The sequence below is a fragment of the Sporosarcina sp. FSL K6-5500 genome (assembly GCF_038005665.1).
Taxonomy (GTDB): Bacteria; Bacillota; Bacilli; order Bacillales_A; family Planococcaceae; genus Sporosarcina; species Sporosarcina psychrophila.
The window spans coordinates 3,059,763-3,077,473 of sequence record NZ_JBBOTP010000001.1 but is presented as its reverse complement, the minus strand read 5'-3'; the positions used below and the strand labels follow the sequence as shown (position 1 = coordinate 3,077,473).

Here is a 17,711-nt window from a genome sequence, read left to right as displayed (position 1 = left end):
TGGTTGATGAATTAATCACGATTTTTATTTCCATTTTAATAGTGTAGTTGCTGAACCCAATTTAATTAGTTTTCTCTTTGATTGTTTTCAACAATATCTTTAAATATTGCTACTTTATTGTTCCAAAACTGTTCGTAGAAAGTAAGCCGTGTTTGCAATTTCCGCAGTGGCTCTCCAAACGATAGACATTTTCACGTCCCATTTTTCGTGCAACAACGAGTTCGGTTTCATATCATCTATTATTTTATAATTCATAAAAAAGCTGACTGCACATAGCAATCAGCTTTTCACATTTATTTACTCCATTACTTATTTGCGAATGTTGCTGGCATGATAACAGCAACGACTTCTCCTGTTGCAACAACTGTGTCATCCGCAAATACTTCAACAGATACCTTAAACTTCTTCGGATGAATTTCTTCCACTTTTCCAACCGCTTTTAACAAAGTACCTTGTTTAGTTGGTTTCATATAATTCACGTTTAATGACGCTGTGACGAAACGTGGTGGTTCTTCTCCACTGCCTGGCTCATGCCCATTTTTCCGGTGCAATGCAAGTGCGGCCGAACCAGTCCCATGACAATCGACAAATGATGCGATTAGACCGCCATAAACAAATCCTGGTATCGCAATATGCTTCGGTGACGGTTCATAATAGGTTACAGTTTCTTCCCCTTGCCACCACGTTCGGAAATGGTAACCATCTTCATTTAAGCGCCCACAACCAAAACACCAAGCGAAATCTTCCGGATAGTCATCTTGAATTGCATGTACTACTTCATTATTCATATCCCTTTTCCCCCATTCCACATTCCTACGTCATCATTATAACATTCCGACAATCTATTCATCCTCTAAAATATCTTTCAGAAACTTTTCACGATGATCCAGGAAATATTTTGTGATCTGATAGTGCTCAGTCATTTCATATTCGGTTTCCTTTATTTCTCCATCATCAAAACTCAAGATTGTCGCATCAGGATAGCCTAAAATTATGGGCGAATGCGTTGCAATGATGAACTGGCAATTTTCTTCCCGGACAAGATCATGCATAATACGCAGAAACGACAGCTGCCTTTGCGGTGATAATGCGGCTTCCGGCTCATCGAGTAAGTAAATTGCCTTTCCATTGAATCGATTTAGAAATAGTGACAGAAATGATTCACCATGAGACTGATGATGAAGTGATCTCCCTCCGTAAGCATGATAGGAGCCATCGGGTTCTTTTGCCATTTCATCAACGTGTGAAGCAAAATGATAAAAAGATTCAGCCCGTAAAAAGAATCCGTTCGTCACTTTCGGCATCCATGACAAGCGAAGATAATCACTTAATGCACTTTCAGACTCATCTACTGCATATGTATTGTTTCTACCGCCACCCGCCGAATTAAACCCGCATAAATCCGCAACTCCCTCAAGTAATGTCGATTTCCCTGAACCATTTTCCCCAACAAAAAATGTAACACTATTCGTTAAATCCAACTCCGTTAGCGACTGAATTGAGGGTATAGAAAATGGATACTCCTCCTTTGAAAGTGACTCTTTATGAAGAAGCGTTATTTTTTTCAAAAACATTTGATTATAACCCCTTTCTACTAATTTCCCCGTGTGATTCTGCATAGATTATTAATGTACAAGCATGATCCCGTACATCTTCATCCGCGTATACTAAAGAAATGAATTACAGGAGGAATAGAACATGAAAATAAGAGCACTATTATCGATTGGCATTATGATTATAGGCACATATGCAATGACTCAACTTTTCCTAGGCTACGACAAGAAAGAGGTTACGAAGGTTCTTGGCACCACGGAATCTCAGTTTAGTGTAATGACCTTTTCGGAACCATCCCTTTCAGGTTCCTCCCCCAAAATTTGGAATATAAGTGATGAATCTGAAATTGAAAGCTTACTTGAATTCCTTCAAGATTATCATGTCCGAAAATTAAAACCTGAAAAAATTAATAAGGTTGATGATATCAATCAGTTCATTATTAATTTAACAGATAGTAATGGAGACAACTTTAGCATTATTGTAAATGAAGATCTAATCATCCAAAACTCTTCACTCTATTACGAAGTAGTTGACGGTCCACTAGATGTGGATTGGATTGTTCATTTTCTCATCAGCAATAAAATTTAACCTATCCAATACAGGGGGCAAGATAGTCATTCTATTCTTGTCCTTTTTAAAAAGACAATAAAATATAAGTTTTCTCCTTGAGCATTGTTTAGACTCAAGCGCTTTTCTTATATGTTTATTTAAGTTGATCAATCAAAAAAATAGCTATCATTAATATGAACAAAAGAAATATGGTATAGATTTGTAGAATCCATTGTTTTGAAGGTTTATTGAATTACCAATCCATAAATCCTCTCACCATAGATACTAAAATCAGATAAGGTCCAAAAAAATAAACAAAGTTAAAATTTTCATACTTTGTAGCTAGAGTCACGGAGCCCATGATAGAACTAATAACAAAACCAATCATCAGGATTGCCAACGCGAAAAATTGAAGACTTTTTGCGCGATCATCCATAGTATTTGTCTTCTTTGTTATATGCAGCTTTCTTTTCAGAAATCGCTCTCCCAGCCACACTGCGATAATTAACACAATACCAATGATAATTAGTTCTTTCACTTTTTCTTGTACCCCATTCTTGAAATGAACTATTATAGTGAACAAATGATTCGAAGGCACCTAACTTCATAGCGAAATCAATTGGTTTCATTATTTCAACATATATAGACTGATACTCTTAACTAATTTGTTGTTCTATATTTATACTTACGTCTATATTCCTTAGAAGTTTCACATTTCGTATATACTTATGGGAAGAGTATTTTAAAGGAGCTAACTAACATGGAATTTAAAAACATCGATGAACAAGTCATTCAAAAATATCAACAAGATGAGCAGCTAATGATTCGGTTGTTTGTACAATGGTGTGCTAATAATGAAGTGAACCCGCATGAGTTATATAGCCGTGCATACCCAGACCAACAAGAAAATGAGACGATGAAGAAAATAGTTGAGGAAGCTAAATTTGAAGAAGAAATCGACATTGATAACGAAACAATGCTGGATGTCCTACAACTTTTCGGCAATGATGATCTTGCTTTTATCCTAACAGATGAAATCGAACGTCTTTCAAAAAAGCAAAAATAACACATACTATCTGAAAGTTGTCAAAAAAGGGATTTGTTTTTTTACTTTTACCCTATTCTACTATATACTATTATTTAGTTCGACATCCGTAATAAAAGGGAGAGATTAGATTGGTAAAGAGTATGCCGCTGCGTTCAGAAGTAAAGACAGAAGAAACATGGAATCTGCAAGACCTTTTCAAAACAGAAGAGGAATATGATGCTGCGATAATTGAATTGGTAAAAGAAGTCGATGCATTTGCCGAAAAATTCAATGGCAACATTAGAGATGCTAAATCAGTAATAGAGGCATTGGAAGGCTTTGCGGCTGTTTATGAAAAAGTGGTTCCTGTTGGCACGTATACGAGTTTGTCATCAAGTACAGACCAAACGGATGACGAAGCACAAATGCGCTCAAGCAAGTTTGGTTCCACTGCCGCGAAAATAAACAGCAAACTATCATTCGTCAACAGTCAACTTTCTGAATTACCCATTGATGTTTTGGAAGATGCAATGAAACAGTCAGGTGATTTTAAAAATTACTTGGAGAAATTGATTCGCAAAAAAGAGTACCAATTGCATCCTGAAGTTGAGAAAACTTTAGCTGCCTTCTCTTCCACATTTGCCGGGCCATATGGCTTGTATAACACGACAAAAATGGTGGATATGGCATTTGATGATTTCGAAGTCGACGGGAAAAGTTATCCGTTAAGCTATGTGTCCTTCGAAGGTGACTGGGAGGGCGAAACGGATACCGCCAAACGCCGTGCTGCATTCGATGCATTCTCAGCTAAGTTAAAAGACTATCAACATACAACTGCAAAAACATATGACATGCATTTACAAACGGAAAAAACAACAGCTGACCTAAGAGGGTATAATTCGATTTTCGATTACTTATTATTCACCCAAGAAGTCGATAAATCCATGTATGACCGTCAAATTGATTTAATCACAAAAGAACTTGCACCGCATATGCGAAAGTACGCGAAACTTCTGCAAAAAGTCCATGGACTTGATAAAATGACGTTTGCCGACTTGAAAATCTCGCTTGATCCAACATACGAACCAAAAATCACCGTAGATGAATCGAAGAAATATATTGATGATGCCCTTGCTATAATGGGTACTGATTACATGGAGATGGTGGATCGTTCATACAAAGAACGTTGGATTGATTTCGCTCAAAACAAAGGTAAATCAACAGGAGCATTCTGTTCCAGCCCTTATGGCAACCATCCATATATCCTTATTTCATGGACAGGTAGTATGAATGATGTATTCGTCTTAGCTCATGAATTAGGGCATGCGGGTCATTTCTACAATGCAAATCGAGAGCAAAACGTATTCAATGCACGCCCATCCCTGTATTTCATCGAAGCACCTTCGACGATGAATGAAATGCTCGTGGCTAACCACCTATTAGAAAACTCAAATGATCCGAAATTCAAGCGTTGGGTCATTTCATCAATCGTTGCACGCACGTACTACCATAACTTTGTAACGCACTTACTAGAAGCTGCCTACCAACGAAAAGTCTATGAACGCATTGATGCAGGCGGAAGTGTCAACGCCGGTGTATTGAACAACTTGAAACGCGGCGTGCTTGAAGAGTTCTGGGGAGATGATGTGGAGATTAATGAAGGCGCGGAACTTACATGGATGCGTCAGCCACACTACTACATGGGCTTGTATCCATACACATACAGTGCTGGACTCACAATCTCCACTCAAGTATCTAAACGTGTCCTTGAAGAAGGTCAGCCTGCTGTCGATGAATGGCTCGAAGTATTGAAAGCTGGTGGTACAAAATCCCCTGCTGAACTGTCAAAAATGGCAGGTGTCGATATTACAACAGAAAAACCATTGCGTGACACAATCGCTTATATCGGTGATTTGATTGATCAGCTAGTTGTGTTGACGGAAGAAATTGAGGCAAACGAAACGGCTAACGTTTCACAATAAAAAAAAAGCGCAAGCGCCTGTTCAGAGGCGCTTGAGTCTAGACGTGAAATATCAGCTTTCGCAGGTTATCCACTGTCCAGATTTTATAATTTCCTAGGCAGGAAGAACAAAAAAAGCTGACGTAACCGTAATGGTCTCGTCAGCTTTTTGACGTTGCTAGTTAGATTTTACTTCATCCACTCTGGTTTACCAAAGCCTTCAAAATCTGAATCAATTACTTTTTCAAATTCTGCTGATTCTACTATTTCAATAATATCTTTAGCAAATTGCTTATCAATGTTTTCCGTTTTTACTGCAACTACGTTTCTGTATATATCAAGCATGTCCTCTAGTGCTAGCGCATCTAATAAATTCATACTTGCAGCCAAGGCAAAGTTTCCAGGAACTGCCGCTAAATCAGTACCGTCAACTGAACGTGGAAGCTGACCCGCTTCGATTGGCTGAAACACCAAGTTCTTCTTATTCATTGTTACATCTTTTTCAGATACTTTTAGCACTTCTGCATTTGGATCTAATTCAATTAGACCTTCATCCTGTAACACTAAAAGGGCGCGGGCTCCATTAACAGGATCGTTTGGAATGGTAACTTTTGCTCCATCCTCAATAGCTTCAATTGTCTTAAATTTATTCGAATAAATGCCCATTGGAGCTGTTGGTACGATAATAAGTGGTGATAATTCAGCTTCCGTTTCTTTAACGACATTTTCTAAATAAGTCGTGTTTTGGAACAGGTTTGCATCAATATCGCCACTTGCCAGGGCATTGTTCGGCTGAATATAATCACTAAACTCAATTAGTTCAACTTTATATCCCTTTTCTTCAAGTCCAGGAATAATCGCCTTTTTCAACATATCACTATATGGTCCAGCGGTTGCACCAATTTTCACAGATTTTTCATCCGAAGCTTTTTCTTTGCCACCACAAGCAGCTAGTGCGGTTCCAACTACAAGTACTAATACAACTAATAGAAACTTTTTCATAATTTTCTCTCTCCCCATCATCGTTTATCAATTACTTTTGAAATCCGATCTCCTGCAAACTGAATTACTTGTACAAATAGTATTAATATCACCACGGTCACTACCATTATTGTATTGTCGTAACGATAGTAGCCGAATCGAATTGCTAAATCCCCGATTCCGCCACCACCAACAACACCAGCCATTGCTGAATAGGCGACTAAACTAATTACTGTAAGTGTCACGCCTTGAATAATACTTGTTTTTGCTTCAGGCAATAGTACATCTTTGATAATCATCCACGGAGTTGCACCAACAGCGATTGCAGCTTCGATAACACCTTTATCAATCTCTCTTAGTGAAGTCTCCACAATTCTTGCGAAAAAAGGGATTGCTGCCGCAGATAATGAAACACTAGCAGCCCCAGGGCCAATCGGAGTACCTACTATTAAAATCGTTAAAGGGATTAACGCGACGAGTAAAATAATAAACGGCACAGAACGGACCATATTGACGATAAAGCCAATAACTGAGTTCAATGCCCGATTTTCTAAAAATAAGCCTTTATCGGTAGTGAACAGCAAAATCCCTAGCGGAAGCCCAATAACAAGTGCGATAACGAGAGAAATACTTATCATATAAAGTGTTTCCCCAAATGCTTTTGTAATATCAGGCATTAACTCTATAACGTGTTGTAAATCAATTCCCATTGTCAATTACCTCCACTTGAGCAGCTCGTGATGACATATAGGCAATTGCCTTTTCTATTTCGTCATCCTCGCCTTTTAGTTCCATCAGGAAAGTACCGAGTGGCCTTTCTTGAATATATTCAATGGAGCCGTGTAGGAAATTACCTTGTATAGTAAATTGCTGCACAGTATCTGAGATAATTCCATCGCCTGCGACATCACCTTTAAACATGACTTTGACCAGTTTGCCCGTGCACTTGCTCAAAATCATTGACGGCACATCAAATGACACAACACTACTAATAAATTCTTTCGTCAATTCTTCTTGAGGATCTGAAAATATATCATATACTTGTCCTTCTTCAATCACTTTTCCATCTTGCATAATTGCCATGCGATCACAAATTTCTTTCACGACATTCATCTCATGTGTTATTAGAACGATTGTAATCTTCAATTCTTTATTTATTTTCTTCAACAGCCTTAAAATAGATAGCGTCGTATTTGGATCTAATGCAGATGTTGCTTCATCACACAGTAACACTGAAGGATTATTCGCTAGTGCTCGGGCAATACCTACCCGCTGCTTCTGGCCACCACTCAGCTGCGCAGGATAAACATCCCGTTTATCAGAGAGGCCAACCATTTCTAGTAAGTCCGTTACCCGAGCGTTTATTTTATTGGCAGGCGTTTTGGCTGCCCGTAAAGCAAATGCTATATTTTCATATACTGTCTTTTGGCTGATTAAATAAAAGTGTTGAAAAATCATTCCTATTTTCAGACGTGCCTGACGGAGATTATTCCCCCGTAACTTCATCAAATTTAATCCATCTACTAAGATCGTTCCGCTCGTTGGTTTTTCCAACAAATTTAGACAACGGATAAGAGAACTCTTCCCTGCACCTGAGTAACCTACGATTCCGAAAATTTCTCCTGTGTTAATGTCGAGTGAGACATTATCAACACCAGTCACGATTCTCTCTTTTGTTTTGTATACTTTTGATACGTTTTGAATTTGAATCATGCAATTCTCCTCTTTCTATAAATAGAAGTACGAAATCTCAGATGTCTGACCATATAAAAATGCTTCTCTCATATATGAAAGAAGCACCGAAAATAAAAAGGTTTCAGCTCATCTTTCAGAATGAAATTCACTCTGTAGGAGTTAGCACCTTCCTTACATTACGCAAGGGGTTGCTGGACGTCATCGGGCCTATCCCTCAGTCTCTCTTGATAAGTACCATTATGTAATTATTTTGATTGATAAGTTTCATATTAGTATGTCTCAATAAGATTGTCAACATAATATGTTCTGATATATAACAATTTATTATCATTTTCATTTCATTCCATGTATACTGACAATAAGAAAAGCGGAAGGCGCCGTCTAGACGCGACAGGCATAAGTCAATCCAGGGGAAGGCAGTCTAAGAGCGCGACGTCCTGTCGCAACGACTGCATACCTGCATCCTTGCAGGCACGACGTGGCGCTCTTTGCCACATAGCTGGATTGCTTTTCAAGGAACCTAGCCTAAGTACGCCGCGTCCTGCGGCAATGGCTAGGTGACCCACTTCCTGTGGGCCTCCGAGCGGCTGGCTCCTGGAGCTAGACAATAAGAAAAGCGCAAGCGCCTTGGTAGACCCGACAAGCGCTGGAGTCTAGACATTGCTCCAAGTGAAAAACTTATACTATCTTACTCTTTTACAATAAAGATTGGATTACATAGAAGAGAGGTTATTACATGGCACTATCAAATCGACTCAAGAACCTACCACCGCACTTTTTCGCATCACTTGTTCGAAACGTACAAGAAGCACTTTCTGAAGGACGCGACGTTATTAACTTGGGGCGTGGAAATCCCGATCAACCGACACCTCCACATATTATAAAAGCACTCCAAGAAGCAGTCGAAGATCCAACAACACATGGATACTCCCCTTTCAGAGGGACTGCCGAATTAAAACAGGCTGTTGCTGACTTTTATAAACGAGAATACGATGTTCATATTGATCCTAAAACAGAGGTAGCGATTCTATTTGGAACAAAACCTGGATTGGTCGAGTTACCCCTCGCGATTATGAACGAAGATGAATTACTTTTATTGCCGGATCCGGGATATCCCGATTATTTATCGAGTGTAAGCTTAGCCAATATTAAATACGATTTAATGCCATTACTTGCAGAAAACGATTTTTTACCTGATTACTCTGCTCTTTCCGATGAACAAAAGAAGCAAGCAAAATTAATGTATTTGAACTATCCAAATAACCCAACAAGCGCAACAGCCACACTTCCATTTTTCGAAGAAACGATTGCTTTGGCAAAAGACAATGATATTGCAATTTTGCATGACTTTGCCTATGGTGGAATCGGTTTTGACGGTGCGAAACCTGTCAGTTTCCTGCAAGCAGAAGGTGCAAAAGAAGTTGGAATTGAAATGTACACATTGTCAAAAACGTATAATATGGCGGGATGGCGGGTCGGTTTTGCCATCGGTAATGCCGATATTATCGAAGCAATCAGCTTATTGCAGGATCATTTATTCATAGATATATTCCCAGCAATTCAGCGCGCAGCAACAGAGGCATTATCGGGAAGCCAGGATTGTGTGGATGAGCTCGTTTCACTTTACGAAAGCCGCCGGAATGTCTTAATTTCCGAATGTAAACGAATCGGTTGGGATGTCATCGCGCCCGCTGCATCTTTCTTCGCTTGGTTACCTGTACCAGAAGGATATACAAGCGAATCATTCACCAAGTTACTATTAGACAAAGCAGACATTGCCGTAGCACCGGGCCATGCTTTTGGAAGGTATGGTGAAGGGTATATACGTGTTGGCTTATTGGAAAGTGAAGACCGTTTAAAAGAAGCAGTTGCACGAATTGAAAAACTCGATATTTTTTCACGATAAAATAATTTAATTTGAATTTCATATCAAAAAAGCCAGGAGTTTTCTATTCTTGGCTTTTTTGACATGAAATATTCTTAGTTCGTTAGAAACATTGAAAAGAGCGAATATCATTTGGACTTATCACATGATGGATCCAGCCACGCCTTCTTCTCTGTACTTTCCAGCTAGTTATTGTGATTGTTTGTGTCATATTTATCTTCTAGTTTCGGAATTAATTTTTCCCATATCAGATATTTTCATATAAATTTCGATCAACTATGTGATTCAGATTTCCTATAAAGATCACACCTTTTTCATTTCAAGCTAAATCCAATCTGTATAGAATCTGCAATTCTCTTGTAGCCGATCTCTTGGTAGATTTTATTTGCTGTCGGATTCATCAAATCAGTGTAAAGCACACAAAAATCATATTTTTTTAGAAGTTCCTTTGTTCCAGCTGCTACCATCGTCCGCGCGTAGCCTTTCTTTCGCTCTTCCTTTGGTGTAAATACAAGGGAGACAGTTACGCCATGATTTGTCGGTCGGGCTTTTTTCATCATGGAAACTACTTTGCCATTATCCTCCCACAAAAATACTTCCTGTTCGGCTACAAATGATGCAACTCGACTTTTCACATCTTCCACTGCTGTTAGCGGAAGTCCTGCATCTTCCTCAAACAAGTTGAACCACATCTCAATGAGTGAACAATCATCCGTATTTGCCAAACGCCAAGAGCCTGGACTGTGTTCAAGTGTTTCATCTATATTATCTAATCGATACAATCCCTGGTCCATCATCAATTGAGGATACACACTTGTTTTCACTTCCCATTTCTTACTGAAGAGGAATGCCCACGGTTTTAAACCTATGATGGAACTAATTTCAATTTTAAGTTCCAATAGGTTTCTTATTAACAAATCCATACATTCTTCCAAACGGCTTTCATCCGTAAAAATTAGGTTTAACGGATGTGGATAGGTCATTTGAAATAAGGCTAGCACCTGCCCCTCCTCTTCAATCGTCGCCATAAACGGCTTCTCGTATCGGCCAGCTTTAATTGCCTGCAATACACCGAAAAAAAGACTGTATACATCTTCCCTTTTACCTAAAACAGGTTCAGCTTTCAATGCAAATTTTTGCACATCTTGATAACGTCTAAACTCCATCCCCACACCCCATTCACATAAAAATAATAAACATCGAAATATTATAACAATTCTACCACATTTAACCTATATGCTGTGACTCTGATTGAAATCCATTGGTTAGTGGAAAGCTCTCCTTATTGCACTGGAAATTATAAAGCTTCCCTGGGGATAATCTGCAAATGGGCCTAGAATGTTGCCACAGGTTGTGGTGTACTAAGGCTGCGTTCTTCTGTTACAGGCGCTTCCTCTTTTTTTTTGCAAATAAACGTCAAAGTGAGCTGAAAATAATGCCTGTCTTCTGTCCAAAAATGTTATTGGAGGAGCCAACCCCTGATCACCTTGTAAATTGCCAGGAATGCGGCCTTTATGAACAAGGGACACGGATGGTATGGGGTGAAGGTAATCCAGCGGCCCCGATTATGATTATTCTTGACAATCCCGGAGCACGTGAAGATCGTGAAGGCGAGTCATTTGTTTGTGGAACGCGGCAAACGCTACAAGAAGTTGCAAATGAAGCTGGCTTGAAAATAGATGATCTGTATGTCACTTTTATACTAAAAAGGAAGCCCGTTCGAGCATACGACAAAGAATTAGTACGTCAAATTTGTATGAGGCATTTAGAACAGCAGCTTACAGAAAAAAAGCCTACTCTCATTCTTTGTTTAGGAAATGTAGCCGTTCAGTCTTTTTTTCAAAATCCTGAAGCCGAAGTGAAGTCAATGCGGAGTAGTTGGCACGATATACGTGGATTCCAAACAGCGGTCGCCTACCATCCACTTGCAGTTAGACGACGTCCAAACTTACGTAACTTATTTTTGGAGGACTTGACTTTCGTTGCGGATCACTTTCATTCTTTAAACCTCTAGCTACGATATGAAGTTTTTGCAATCCAATATTACTATTAGAAAAAATATTTATGTTTGATAAATTAATCAGATATGGTAGATAGAATTCAAAAAAACAGGACACGCAATTAAGCATGTCCTGTTACCAACTCAGATATTTGGTTGTTTTGAAGTATTCAATATTTCTAGTTCTTCTTTACTTCCAACGTGATCAAGTTCTTTATTTTTTTCAATTTCATGCATGTCAAGAACGTGTTGGGTAGGTGGGATTAATAGACTTATTACGATAATTGTCACTCCAGAAAAAATCACACCTGAGAAAACAGGCGTTAGCCACAATTCGCCCAACAAGCCCAAAAACCCATCCGATTGAATTTTCGGCCCAGGAACGTGAGTAAGTGACGTAATAATATAATATACGAGTCCAACAGATATACTTGCCCATACAGCCGGAGTACTTACCCGCTTCCAAAATGGGCCTAAAACGATTGGCCAGAACAATGTAACAAATACAACATCCCACGCTAAATAGGCTAAATCAATAACTTTTTGAGCACTTAGAGCCAGGATTAAACCTAACAAAGCGCTTGCAAGAATCACCATTCTGGAAAAAAACAATAGTTTTTTGGGATCAGGATTCTTATTAATAAAATCTAAATAAATATTTTTAGTAACAATTCCTGAGGTTGCTACATAACATGCCGCAACAGTTGACATACCCATCGCCGCCATCGCTGTTAAAAAGATAGCAGATAAAATAGGAGGGAAATAGCCTTGTGCAAAAACAAGCATCAATGTTTCGGGATTGGAACTGTTCGGATAAATAGATTTAAAAGCTTCCCCTAACATACCAGGTATCCAACTAATAGCGATGATTACTGAACCTGCAATAATCATACTCAGCTGTGCGACACGCGGACTTTTTGCCGCTGCAACACGCTGACCTAAGTCCACTGCTGGAATATCACCAAGAGCTAAAACTAAATAGAGTGTCCAGAATTCAACTCCACCTCTACTAAATAATTCATTTACATTCCACCAATCAGGGTTAAATGTAACATCGGGATAATAGAATAAAACAAATATGGTTATCCCGAGGATTCCGGCTACCGCTAGTGCCCCTTGAACAATTTCGGTGTAAGCGACAGCCCATAAGCCTCCAATAACGGAGTAGAGTGCCGTTAACGAAACAAATAATAGTGCGGCTGGAAGGAAATCGATTTGGAAAAGTTGTTGGATAATATAAGTACCCCCAACAGTGAGAGCTGCGGCATTGAAAATACCAAATGCTACCGCCATCACGATTCCCGTGTATGCTCCTAATCTTTTACTACCATATCTCAATCCGTAGTAGTCCGCTAGTGTCCATCCTCTTAATCTTCTTAGGGGCTTAGTCCAGATTAATGCTCCTAAAATCATACATGTACCTAGGCCGCCCATTGTTGCGGACCCTTCAAAGCCTCCACTTGTATAACCCGAGCCGACAGCAGCAAAAAAGAATGGAGCTGCTAATAACGCGGCAATTAAACTCCCAGTTACAACGGATAACGGCATACTCCAGCCCGCCACAATTAAATCTTCAGCAGTTTTGACGCGCTTATATCCTTTATAGCCAATGTAATAAATAAAAACTAAATATACACAAAATACGATGATATTCATCAATTCAAGTGCTCCTCATCTATCTTTTATCCGTTCATAACTACTCCACCGTTTGGAGTTAGTATTTGACCTGTATAAAAATCCGCATTTTCTGATGCTAAAAATAACACAGTTTTGGCGATTTCCTCAGGTTGAGCCAAGCGCTTTAGTGGATATTTCGCTGACTCTTCCGCGATATAGTTTTCACCGAAAGCTTCGAGGATGCCAGTATATGTTCCACTAGGCGCCACAGCGTTGACCAATATATTCGGTGCCAACTCTCTTGCCAAAGCTTTTGTAAAAGCATTAATACCGCCTTTTGCCGCTGAATAATGGGTGAATTCTTCACACCCAAGACTTCCTATATCTGAAGAGATGTTAATAATTTTACCTTTATTTTTTTCCTTCATTCTTTTCGCCGCTTCTCGGCAATTATAAAAGTTTCCGTAAAGATGAACCTTTATCATTTTGTCCCACTGCTCATCAGTTAAATCTGTAATAGGAGCATTCTGTGCAAACCCGGCATTGTTGACAAGAATATCTATTGCTCCTAGCTGGTTGTCCATATACTGAAACATATCCTGCACTTGTTTAGAGTCAGATACATCCGCACAATATTTTAGTGCATTCACGCCATGGTCCTTCGCTTGTAGACGAACTGTTTCCGCCTCTTGATCGCTGCCAATATAGTTTATTAAAATATTTGCTCCCTGTTCAGCAAAAGCTAAAGCAATTGCCTTGCCTATCCCCATACTAGAGCCTGTAATGAGAACATTTTTACCGGTAAGCTTTAAATCCATTAATCTTCACTCTCCAATTTAAAGTTTGTAATTAGGGACTGCAGCTTCTCCGCAGTTTGGCCTAATGAAGCAGATGCTTCTTTCACTTCTTGCATCGACACCAATTGTTCTTGTGTAGCTTGTGAGACATTCAATGAAAACTCGGTAGATTGTTGAGATGTTTTCTTAATATTATTAACGGATGCGACTACTTCTTCAGAGGATGCAGAAATTTCTTGAGATGCAGCAGAAATTTCCCGGATTTGATCTGCGACTTCATCTGCAGATTGTACAATCCTTTTAAATATCTCGCCTACTTCATTCGTATAATCCATTCCCACTCTTACGTCTTCTTTTCCTTTTTCCATCACGGTTACAGATGCATTAGAATCCGTTTGAATCATATGAATTAGTTGGAAAATCTCTTTAGCCGACTGAGATGATTGTTCAGCTAAACGCCTTACTTCATCTGCAACGACAGCAAATCCTTTACCATGCTCACCAGCTCTGGCTGCTTCAATAGCAGCGTTTAGTGCTAACAAATTTGTTTGCTCTGCTATAGCAGTAATAATGTTCACAATGTCGCTAATCTTATTAGAATTAGCATGTAAACCATTAATAGTTTCCTCTATTTGTTCTACAGATGTATTAATTAATTGCATTTGATCAATCACCTGTTGGACAACCTTATTTCCTTGTTCAGCAGCAATTGAGGCTGTCAGAGACGATTCAGAAGCCGTATTGGCTGAATCAGCGATTTGTTGTATGCCACCTGCTGTTTCTTCCATTGCAGCTGCTGTTTCTTCAGTCATCACCAAAGAAGTTTCAGCATTTTGAGCGATATTCTTCATTTCTTTCGAAACGTTTGTTGAACTAATATACGATTCTGTCGCATTCATAGTTAGCTGATTGGCTGATGATGCAACGTGATCAGATGTATTTCTAATGTTTAATATGACATGTTGCAAATTTGAAACCATTGTTTTTATCGATTGTGAAAGTTGTCCAACTTCATCATTTGTAATCTGGAGATCCACATCGTTCAATTCTCCATTTGCCACTTGGTCTGCAACAATGACCACTTTTTTAAGTGGTAATAGAAGCCGATCAATTGTAAAATACAGCAATACTAATAAGATTGAAATTCCGATTACTGCAATAATAATCTGTTTTGTAACACTTTTTTTAATGATGGTATCAATATAATCCGCAGAGTAATCAATTCCTAACACTGCAATTGTATTTCCGCTTTCATCTTTAAGAGGGCTGAAAACTGTTCGCCATGATCCGAATGAGTCCTCAAAGATGCTTGTTACCTCTGATTGATCATTTTTAATTGCGAGCTTAGCAGTATCTACATGGACAGGAGCAAGATCAGTAAACAATTCCCCCGCTTCATACGCTTCATTCAAATTTTCCGTATAGCCGATAGGAGTGACACCATTATCCTCCATCTCCCATATATAACTCCAAAACATGATTCCCTGTTCTTCCCTTATGCCATCCAAGGTACTTTGCATTTTCAAAAATTCAGGATCGTCTTCCCCTTGAACTTTCAATAGACCATCTATATCTTTGGAATCTAGGTTCATGGCTGTCAATAAGCCAACACTTTTTAACTCTTGTTCTAGGTCATTTTCTAACTGGCCGTTCAATTGAGAAATACTTTGTGTCGTTAGAACAGTAAAAAGTGCTAAAACAATAATAGAAACTGTAAGTAAAAGCTTATACTTTAATGACATGTTTTTAAAAAAACGCATAATAATTATTTCCTCCTCTTCAATTTTTGTATCTTTCTTTACACATAAAAAAAGGCCCATTTCACAATGAAATAGGCAAATAAAAAAACTAGACTATTATCTAGCGTTTCTTGAGCAGCTCAGCCGTCATAGTAATAATTACTTTAGACCTGTAGCTTTGCGTCCCTACTTTTCAATAGGTTTGCCTATAACTATCAAAAAATATACCACATAGTCTAATAGATGGCAATATGAAGTACCAAAAGATTCATAGAGTAGTATAGTGACACCGCTTAATGTCCTGCTTTCAAAACACCCAAACTAGTATATAGTCATTGGTTAAAAAAGAAAAATAGTGCCTTTACTCCCCCGACCATATTTATTTTCCGCTGTTTTAAATTGTTACATCAAATTCTTTCCAAGGATAGCATTGCTGGAAATTTCAATATCAAAAGTATTCTCATTTCTGGCAACTTCAACCTTTATTCTTCCAGGTAAGAAGCAATGCCTGATATGCTATAGAAAGGTGCTGCTATGAAAACGCTATATAAAAATGCGAATAGCTTGCTCGACCTATCTATTTGTTTATCCTGTTTCATCAGATCTATCTTGCCCTTTTACTATTGAGCATTTTTACTTTTTTCCACTAACCTGTCCATTTGGTGCAATAAACAACAAATTACATAATTCAACATTTCAATAATCAATTTGTTGTTATTGCTTATCGTCAAAAATTATTTCTATTTCTGTTAAACAAAAGTTTCAGATACTGAAAATTTCACAACCATTTTTCCGTGCAAAATACTTTTTTGGCACCTGTATCTAACTTCACTTGTTTGCCAATAGCTAATGGATGCATTGGATGGGTGTGGCACGTATCGAACTCAGCTAAAATGGGAATATCCATCCCATCTAATTGCTCTATCAGTAAGTCCAATGGCTGCTTGCCAGTACCTAAATCATCATACTGTTCATGTTTACCTAAAATAATACCAGCAACTTTATCAAAAAAACCTTGCACTTTTAGCATTGCAAAATTCTTCTCAACAATTGAGGCATTTTTCATACAATCCTCAATTAATAAAATATCGCCTTGTTTAATTGTAGGGAAATAAGAAGAGCCAATAAATCCATACATCGAATTCACATTGCCACCTATTAATCGTCCTTCTGCAACACCACTATGTCCAGTCACCCACTTATTATTAAAAAGCGTTTTCTCTGTCGTTTTTTCTAACCAGTTCACAGGCTCATCAGACCAAAATGGAGACATTGGCACTTCATAAGGTAGCTCTGTCTCTTTCATAAAATATTGTTCGAAATATTGATAAGTATCATTTACTAGTGGTTCAAATTCACCGAACGAAGGTATTAAAGCAGGTCCATAATATGTTGAGATACCTGTTTTTGCATAAAGGGCGAGTAAAACAGCCGTTGCATCAGAATAACCAACGACTAGCTTTGGATTTTGCTTAAATGCTTCATAATCAATATATGGCAGCATGCTATTAGAGTTCGTGCCACCAATTGTGGACATAATCATCTTTATATTCGGATTTCTTAATAGCTCATTTAGTTCATCTGCGCGTGCTTTAGGTGAACCAGAACGATAAACATCAGACTGTCCTGTCAATCTACCTTCTACAATAACAAACCCTTTTGATTCTAAAAATGCTTTTGCACGTTCAAACCGTTGCAACGCAGTAACAGTTGCGGGTGAAGATGGTGTGAATATACCGATTGTATCTCCCTTTTCTAATCGTTTCATCATTAATTATCCCCTTTTTTCATAATTTAGATAGCCCAAAAAACTTAAGAATTTTCAATTTAATAGTGAAGTATACAACTTTAATCTTGACTTATAATCACGAATACTTGTTATTATACTCCATCTATTTAATAGTTTCT

General features: G+C 38.4%; 16 protein-coding genes and 2 riboswitches. Of the genes, 5 read left to right on the top strand and 11 right to left on the bottom strand.

The annotated features are described in order from the left end of the window. Nucleotides 1-305 precede the first annotated feature (305 nt). Both MKX62_RS14805 and MKX62_RS14800 read right to left on the bottom strand, forming a co-directional pair. Entirely contained in the window at nucleotides 306-788 is a 483-nt protein-coding gene (locus MKX62_RS14805; RefSeq protein ID WP_340741752.1) for a PaaI family thioesterase, read from the bottom strand. Between the two features lie 54 nt (nucleotides 789-842). After that, on the bottom strand, nucleotides 843-1,574 hold the full coding sequence (locus MKX62_RS14800; protein WP_340741751.1) for an AAA family ATPase: 732 nt from the start codon (nucleotides 1,572-1,574) through the stop codon (nucleotides 843-845). Between the two features lie 124 nt (nucleotides 1,575-1,698). Between MKX62_RS14800 and MKX62_RS14795 the strand changes: the two genes are divergently transcribed. After that, the gene (locus MKX62_RS14795; RefSeq protein ID WP_067207247.1) at nucleotides 1,699-2,142 is read left to right on the top strand and encodes a hypothetical protein; all 444 of its coding nucleotides are present in this window, start codon (nucleotides 1,699-1,701) and stop codon (nucleotides 2,140-2,142) included. Between the two features lie 214 nt (nucleotides 2,143-2,356). Here the strand turns inward: MKX62_RS14795 and MKX62_RS14790 are convergent, their stop codons facing one another. Further along, the gene (locus MKX62_RS14790) at nucleotides 2,357-2,641 is read right to left on the bottom strand and encodes a DUF4181 domain-containing protein (protein WP_187047189.1); all 285 of its coding nucleotides are present in this window, start codon (nucleotides 2,639-2,641) and stop codon (nucleotides 2,357-2,359) included. 222 nt (nucleotides 2,642-2,863) lie between these two features. Here MKX62_RS14790 and MKX62_RS14785 point away from each other — a divergent pair, with 222 nt between their 5' ends. Continuing rightward, complete coding sequence (locus MKX62_RS14785; protein WP_340741750.1) at nucleotides 2,864-3,169, top strand: hypothetical protein; 306 nt, start codon at nucleotides 2,864-2,866, stop codon at nucleotides 3,167-3,169. Nucleotides 3,170-3,279: 110 nt separating this feature from the next. After that, nucleotides 3,280-5,112: an oligoendopeptidase F gene (pepF, locus tag MKX62_RS14780; protein ID WP_187047187.1), complete on the top strand. Its 1,833-nt coding sequence runs from the start codon at nucleotides 3,280-3,282 to the stop codon at nucleotides 5,110-5,112. A 167-nt stretch (nucleotides 5,113-5,279) separates the two neighbouring features. Here the strand turns inward: pepF and MKX62_RS14775 are convergent, their stop codons facing one another. The 3 genes from MKX62_RS14775 to MKX62_RS14765 are packed head-to-tail and all read right to left on the bottom strand — an operon-like array spanning nucleotide 5,280 to nucleotide 7,784. Then, entirely contained in the window at nucleotides 5,280-6,092 is an 813-nt protein-coding gene (locus MKX62_RS14775) for a MetQ/NlpA family ABC transporter substrate-binding protein (protein WP_340741749.1), read from the bottom strand. 17 nt (nucleotides 6,093-6,109) lie between these two features. Continuing rightward, nucleotides 6,110-6,781, bottom strand: a complete 672-nt coding sequence (locus tag MKX62_RS14770; protein ID WP_067207239.1) for a methionine ABC transporter permease — start codon at nucleotides 6,779-6,781, stop codon at nucleotides 6,110-6,112. Then, nucleotides 6,771-7,784 (bottom strand): methionine ABC transporter ATP-binding protein, encoded by a 1,014-nt coding sequence (locus MKX62_RS14765; RefSeq protein WP_340741748.1) that lies wholly within the window; start codon nucleotides 7,782-7,784, stop codon nucleotides 6,771-6,773. Before MKX62_RS14765 ends, MKX62_RS14770 begins: the two co-directional genes overlap by 11 nt. A gap of 105 nt (nucleotides 7,785-7,889) precedes the next feature. Next, nucleotides 7,890-8,000: riboswitch (SAM riboswitch) on the bottom strand. 502 nt (nucleotides 8,001-8,502) lie between these two features. On the opposite strand from MKX62_RS14765, the gene MKX62_RS14760 reads away from it, so the two are divergent. Further along, nucleotides 8,503-9,672 (top strand): pyridoxal phosphate-dependent aminotransferase, encoded by a 1,170-nt coding sequence (locus MKX62_RS14760; protein ID WP_187047185.1) that lies wholly within the window; start codon nucleotides 8,503-8,505, stop codon nucleotides 9,670-9,672. A 293-nt stretch (nucleotides 9,673-9,965) separates the two neighbouring features. Here the strand turns inward: MKX62_RS14760 and MKX62_RS14755 are convergent, their stop codons facing one another. Next, entirely contained in the window at nucleotides 9,966-10,817 is an 852-nt protein-coding gene (locus MKX62_RS14755) for a GNAT family N-acetyltransferase (RefSeq protein ID WP_187047184.1), read from the bottom strand. 269 nt (nucleotides 10,818-11,086) lie between these two features. On the opposite strand from MKX62_RS14755, the gene MKX62_RS14750 reads away from it, so the two are divergent. Next, on the top strand, nucleotides 11,087-11,665 hold the full coding sequence (locus tag MKX62_RS14750; RefSeq protein WP_445683553.1) for a uracil-DNA glycosylase: 579 nt from the start codon (nucleotides 11,087-11,089) through the stop codon (nucleotides 11,663-11,665). A 129-nt stretch (nucleotides 11,666-11,794) separates the two neighbouring features. Here MKX62_RS14750 and MKX62_RS14745 read toward each other — a convergent pair whose 3' ends face one another. The 4 genes from MKX62_RS14745 to MKX62_RS14730 form a co-directional block, all read right to left on the bottom strand. After that, complete coding sequence (locus tag MKX62_RS14745; protein WP_340741746.1) at nucleotides 11,795-13,306, bottom strand: sodium:solute symporter family protein; 1,512 nt, start codon at nucleotides 13,304-13,306, stop codon at nucleotides 11,795-11,797. Between the two features lie 26 nt (nucleotides 13,307-13,332). After that, nucleotides 13,333-14,085 (bottom strand): SDR family NAD(P)-dependent oxidoreductase, encoded by a 753-nt coding sequence (locus MKX62_RS14740; RefSeq protein WP_187047182.1) that lies wholly within the window; start codon nucleotides 14,083-14,085, stop codon nucleotides 13,333-13,335. Continuing rightward, nucleotides 14,085-15,824 carry a methyl-accepting chemotaxis protein gene (locus MKX62_RS14735; RefSeq protein ID WP_340741745.1) on the bottom strand — a complete coding sequence of 580 codons (1,740 nt, stop codon included), beginning with the start codon at nucleotides 15,822-15,824 and terminating at the stop codon, nucleotides 14,085-14,087. The genes MKX62_RS14740 and MKX62_RS14735 overlap by 1 nt, the downstream gene beginning before the upstream one ends. A 110-nt stretch (nucleotides 15,825-15,934) precedes the next feature. Continuing rightward, a riboswitch (cyclic di-GMP riboswitch) is annotated at nucleotides 15,935-16,020 on the bottom strand. A 561-nt stretch (nucleotides 16,021-16,581) separates the two neighbouring features. Further along, a complete protein-coding gene (locus MKX62_RS14730) occupies nucleotides 16,582-17,571 on the bottom strand; it encodes a S66 family peptidase (RefSeq protein WP_340742586.1) in 990 nt (329 codons plus the stop codon). Between the last annotated feature and the right edge of the window lie 140 nt (nucleotides 17,572-17,711).

What these genes read in the sequence shown, in the direction of transcription:
- MKX62_RS14805 (WP_340741752.1), bottom strand. Translation starts at nt 788, where the DNA reads ATGAATAATGAAGTAGTACATGCAATTCAAGATGACTATCCGGAAGAT.
- MKX62_RS14800 (WP_340741751.1), bottom strand. Translation starts at nt 1,574, where the DNA reads ATGTTTTTGAAAAAAATAACGCTTCTTCATAAAGAGTCACTTTCAAAG.
- MKX62_RS14795 (WP_067207247.1), top strand. Translation starts at nt 1,699, where the DNA reads ATGAAAATAAGAGCACTATTATCGATTGGCATTATGATTATAGGCACA.
- MKX62_RS14785 (WP_340741750.1), top strand. Translation starts at nt 2,864, where the DNA reads ATGGAATTTAAAAACATCGATGAACAAGTCATTCAAAAATATCAACAA.
- MKX62_RS14775 (WP_340741749.1), bottom strand. Translation starts at nt 6,092, where the DNA reads ATGAAAAAGTTTCTATTAGTTGTATTAGTACTTGTAGTTGGAACCGCA.
- MKX62_RS14770 (WP_067207239.1), bottom strand. Translation starts at nt 6,781, where the DNA reads ATGGGAATTGATTTACAACACGTTATAGAGTTAATGCCTGATATTACA.
- MKX62_RS14765 (WP_340741748.1), bottom strand. Translation starts at nt 7,784, where the DNA reads ATGATTCAAATTCAAAACGTATCAAAAGTATACAAAACAAAAGAGAGA.
- MKX62_RS14760 (WP_187047185.1), top strand. Translation starts at nt 8,503, where the DNA reads ATGGCACTATCAAATCGACTCAAGAACCTACCACCGCACTTTTTCGCA.
- MKX62_RS14755 (WP_187047184.1), bottom strand. Translation starts at nt 10,817, where the DNA reads ATGGAGTTTAGACGTTATCAAGATGTGCAAAAATTTGCATTGAAAGCT.
- MKX62_RS14750 (WP_445683553.1), top strand. Translation starts at nt 11,087, where the DNA reads ATGCCTGTCTTCTGTCCAAAAATGTTATTGGAGGAGCCAACCCCTGAT.
- MKX62_RS14745 (WP_340741746.1), bottom strand. Translation starts at nt 13,306, where the DNA reads ATGAATATCATCGTATTTTGTGTATATTTAGTTTTTATTTATTACATT.
- MKX62_RS14740 (WP_187047182.1), bottom strand. Translation starts at nt 14,085, where the DNA reads ATGGATTTAAAGCTTACCGGTAAAAATGTTCTCATTACAGGCTCTAGT.
- MKX62_RS14735 (WP_340741745.1), bottom strand. Translation starts at nt 15,824, where the DNA reads ATGCGTTTTTTTAAAAACATGTCATTAAAGTATAAGCTTTTACTTACA.
- MKX62_RS14730 (WP_340742586.1), bottom strand. Translation starts at nt 17,571, where the DNA reads ATGAAACGATTAGAAAAGGGAGATACAATCGGTATATTCACACCATCT.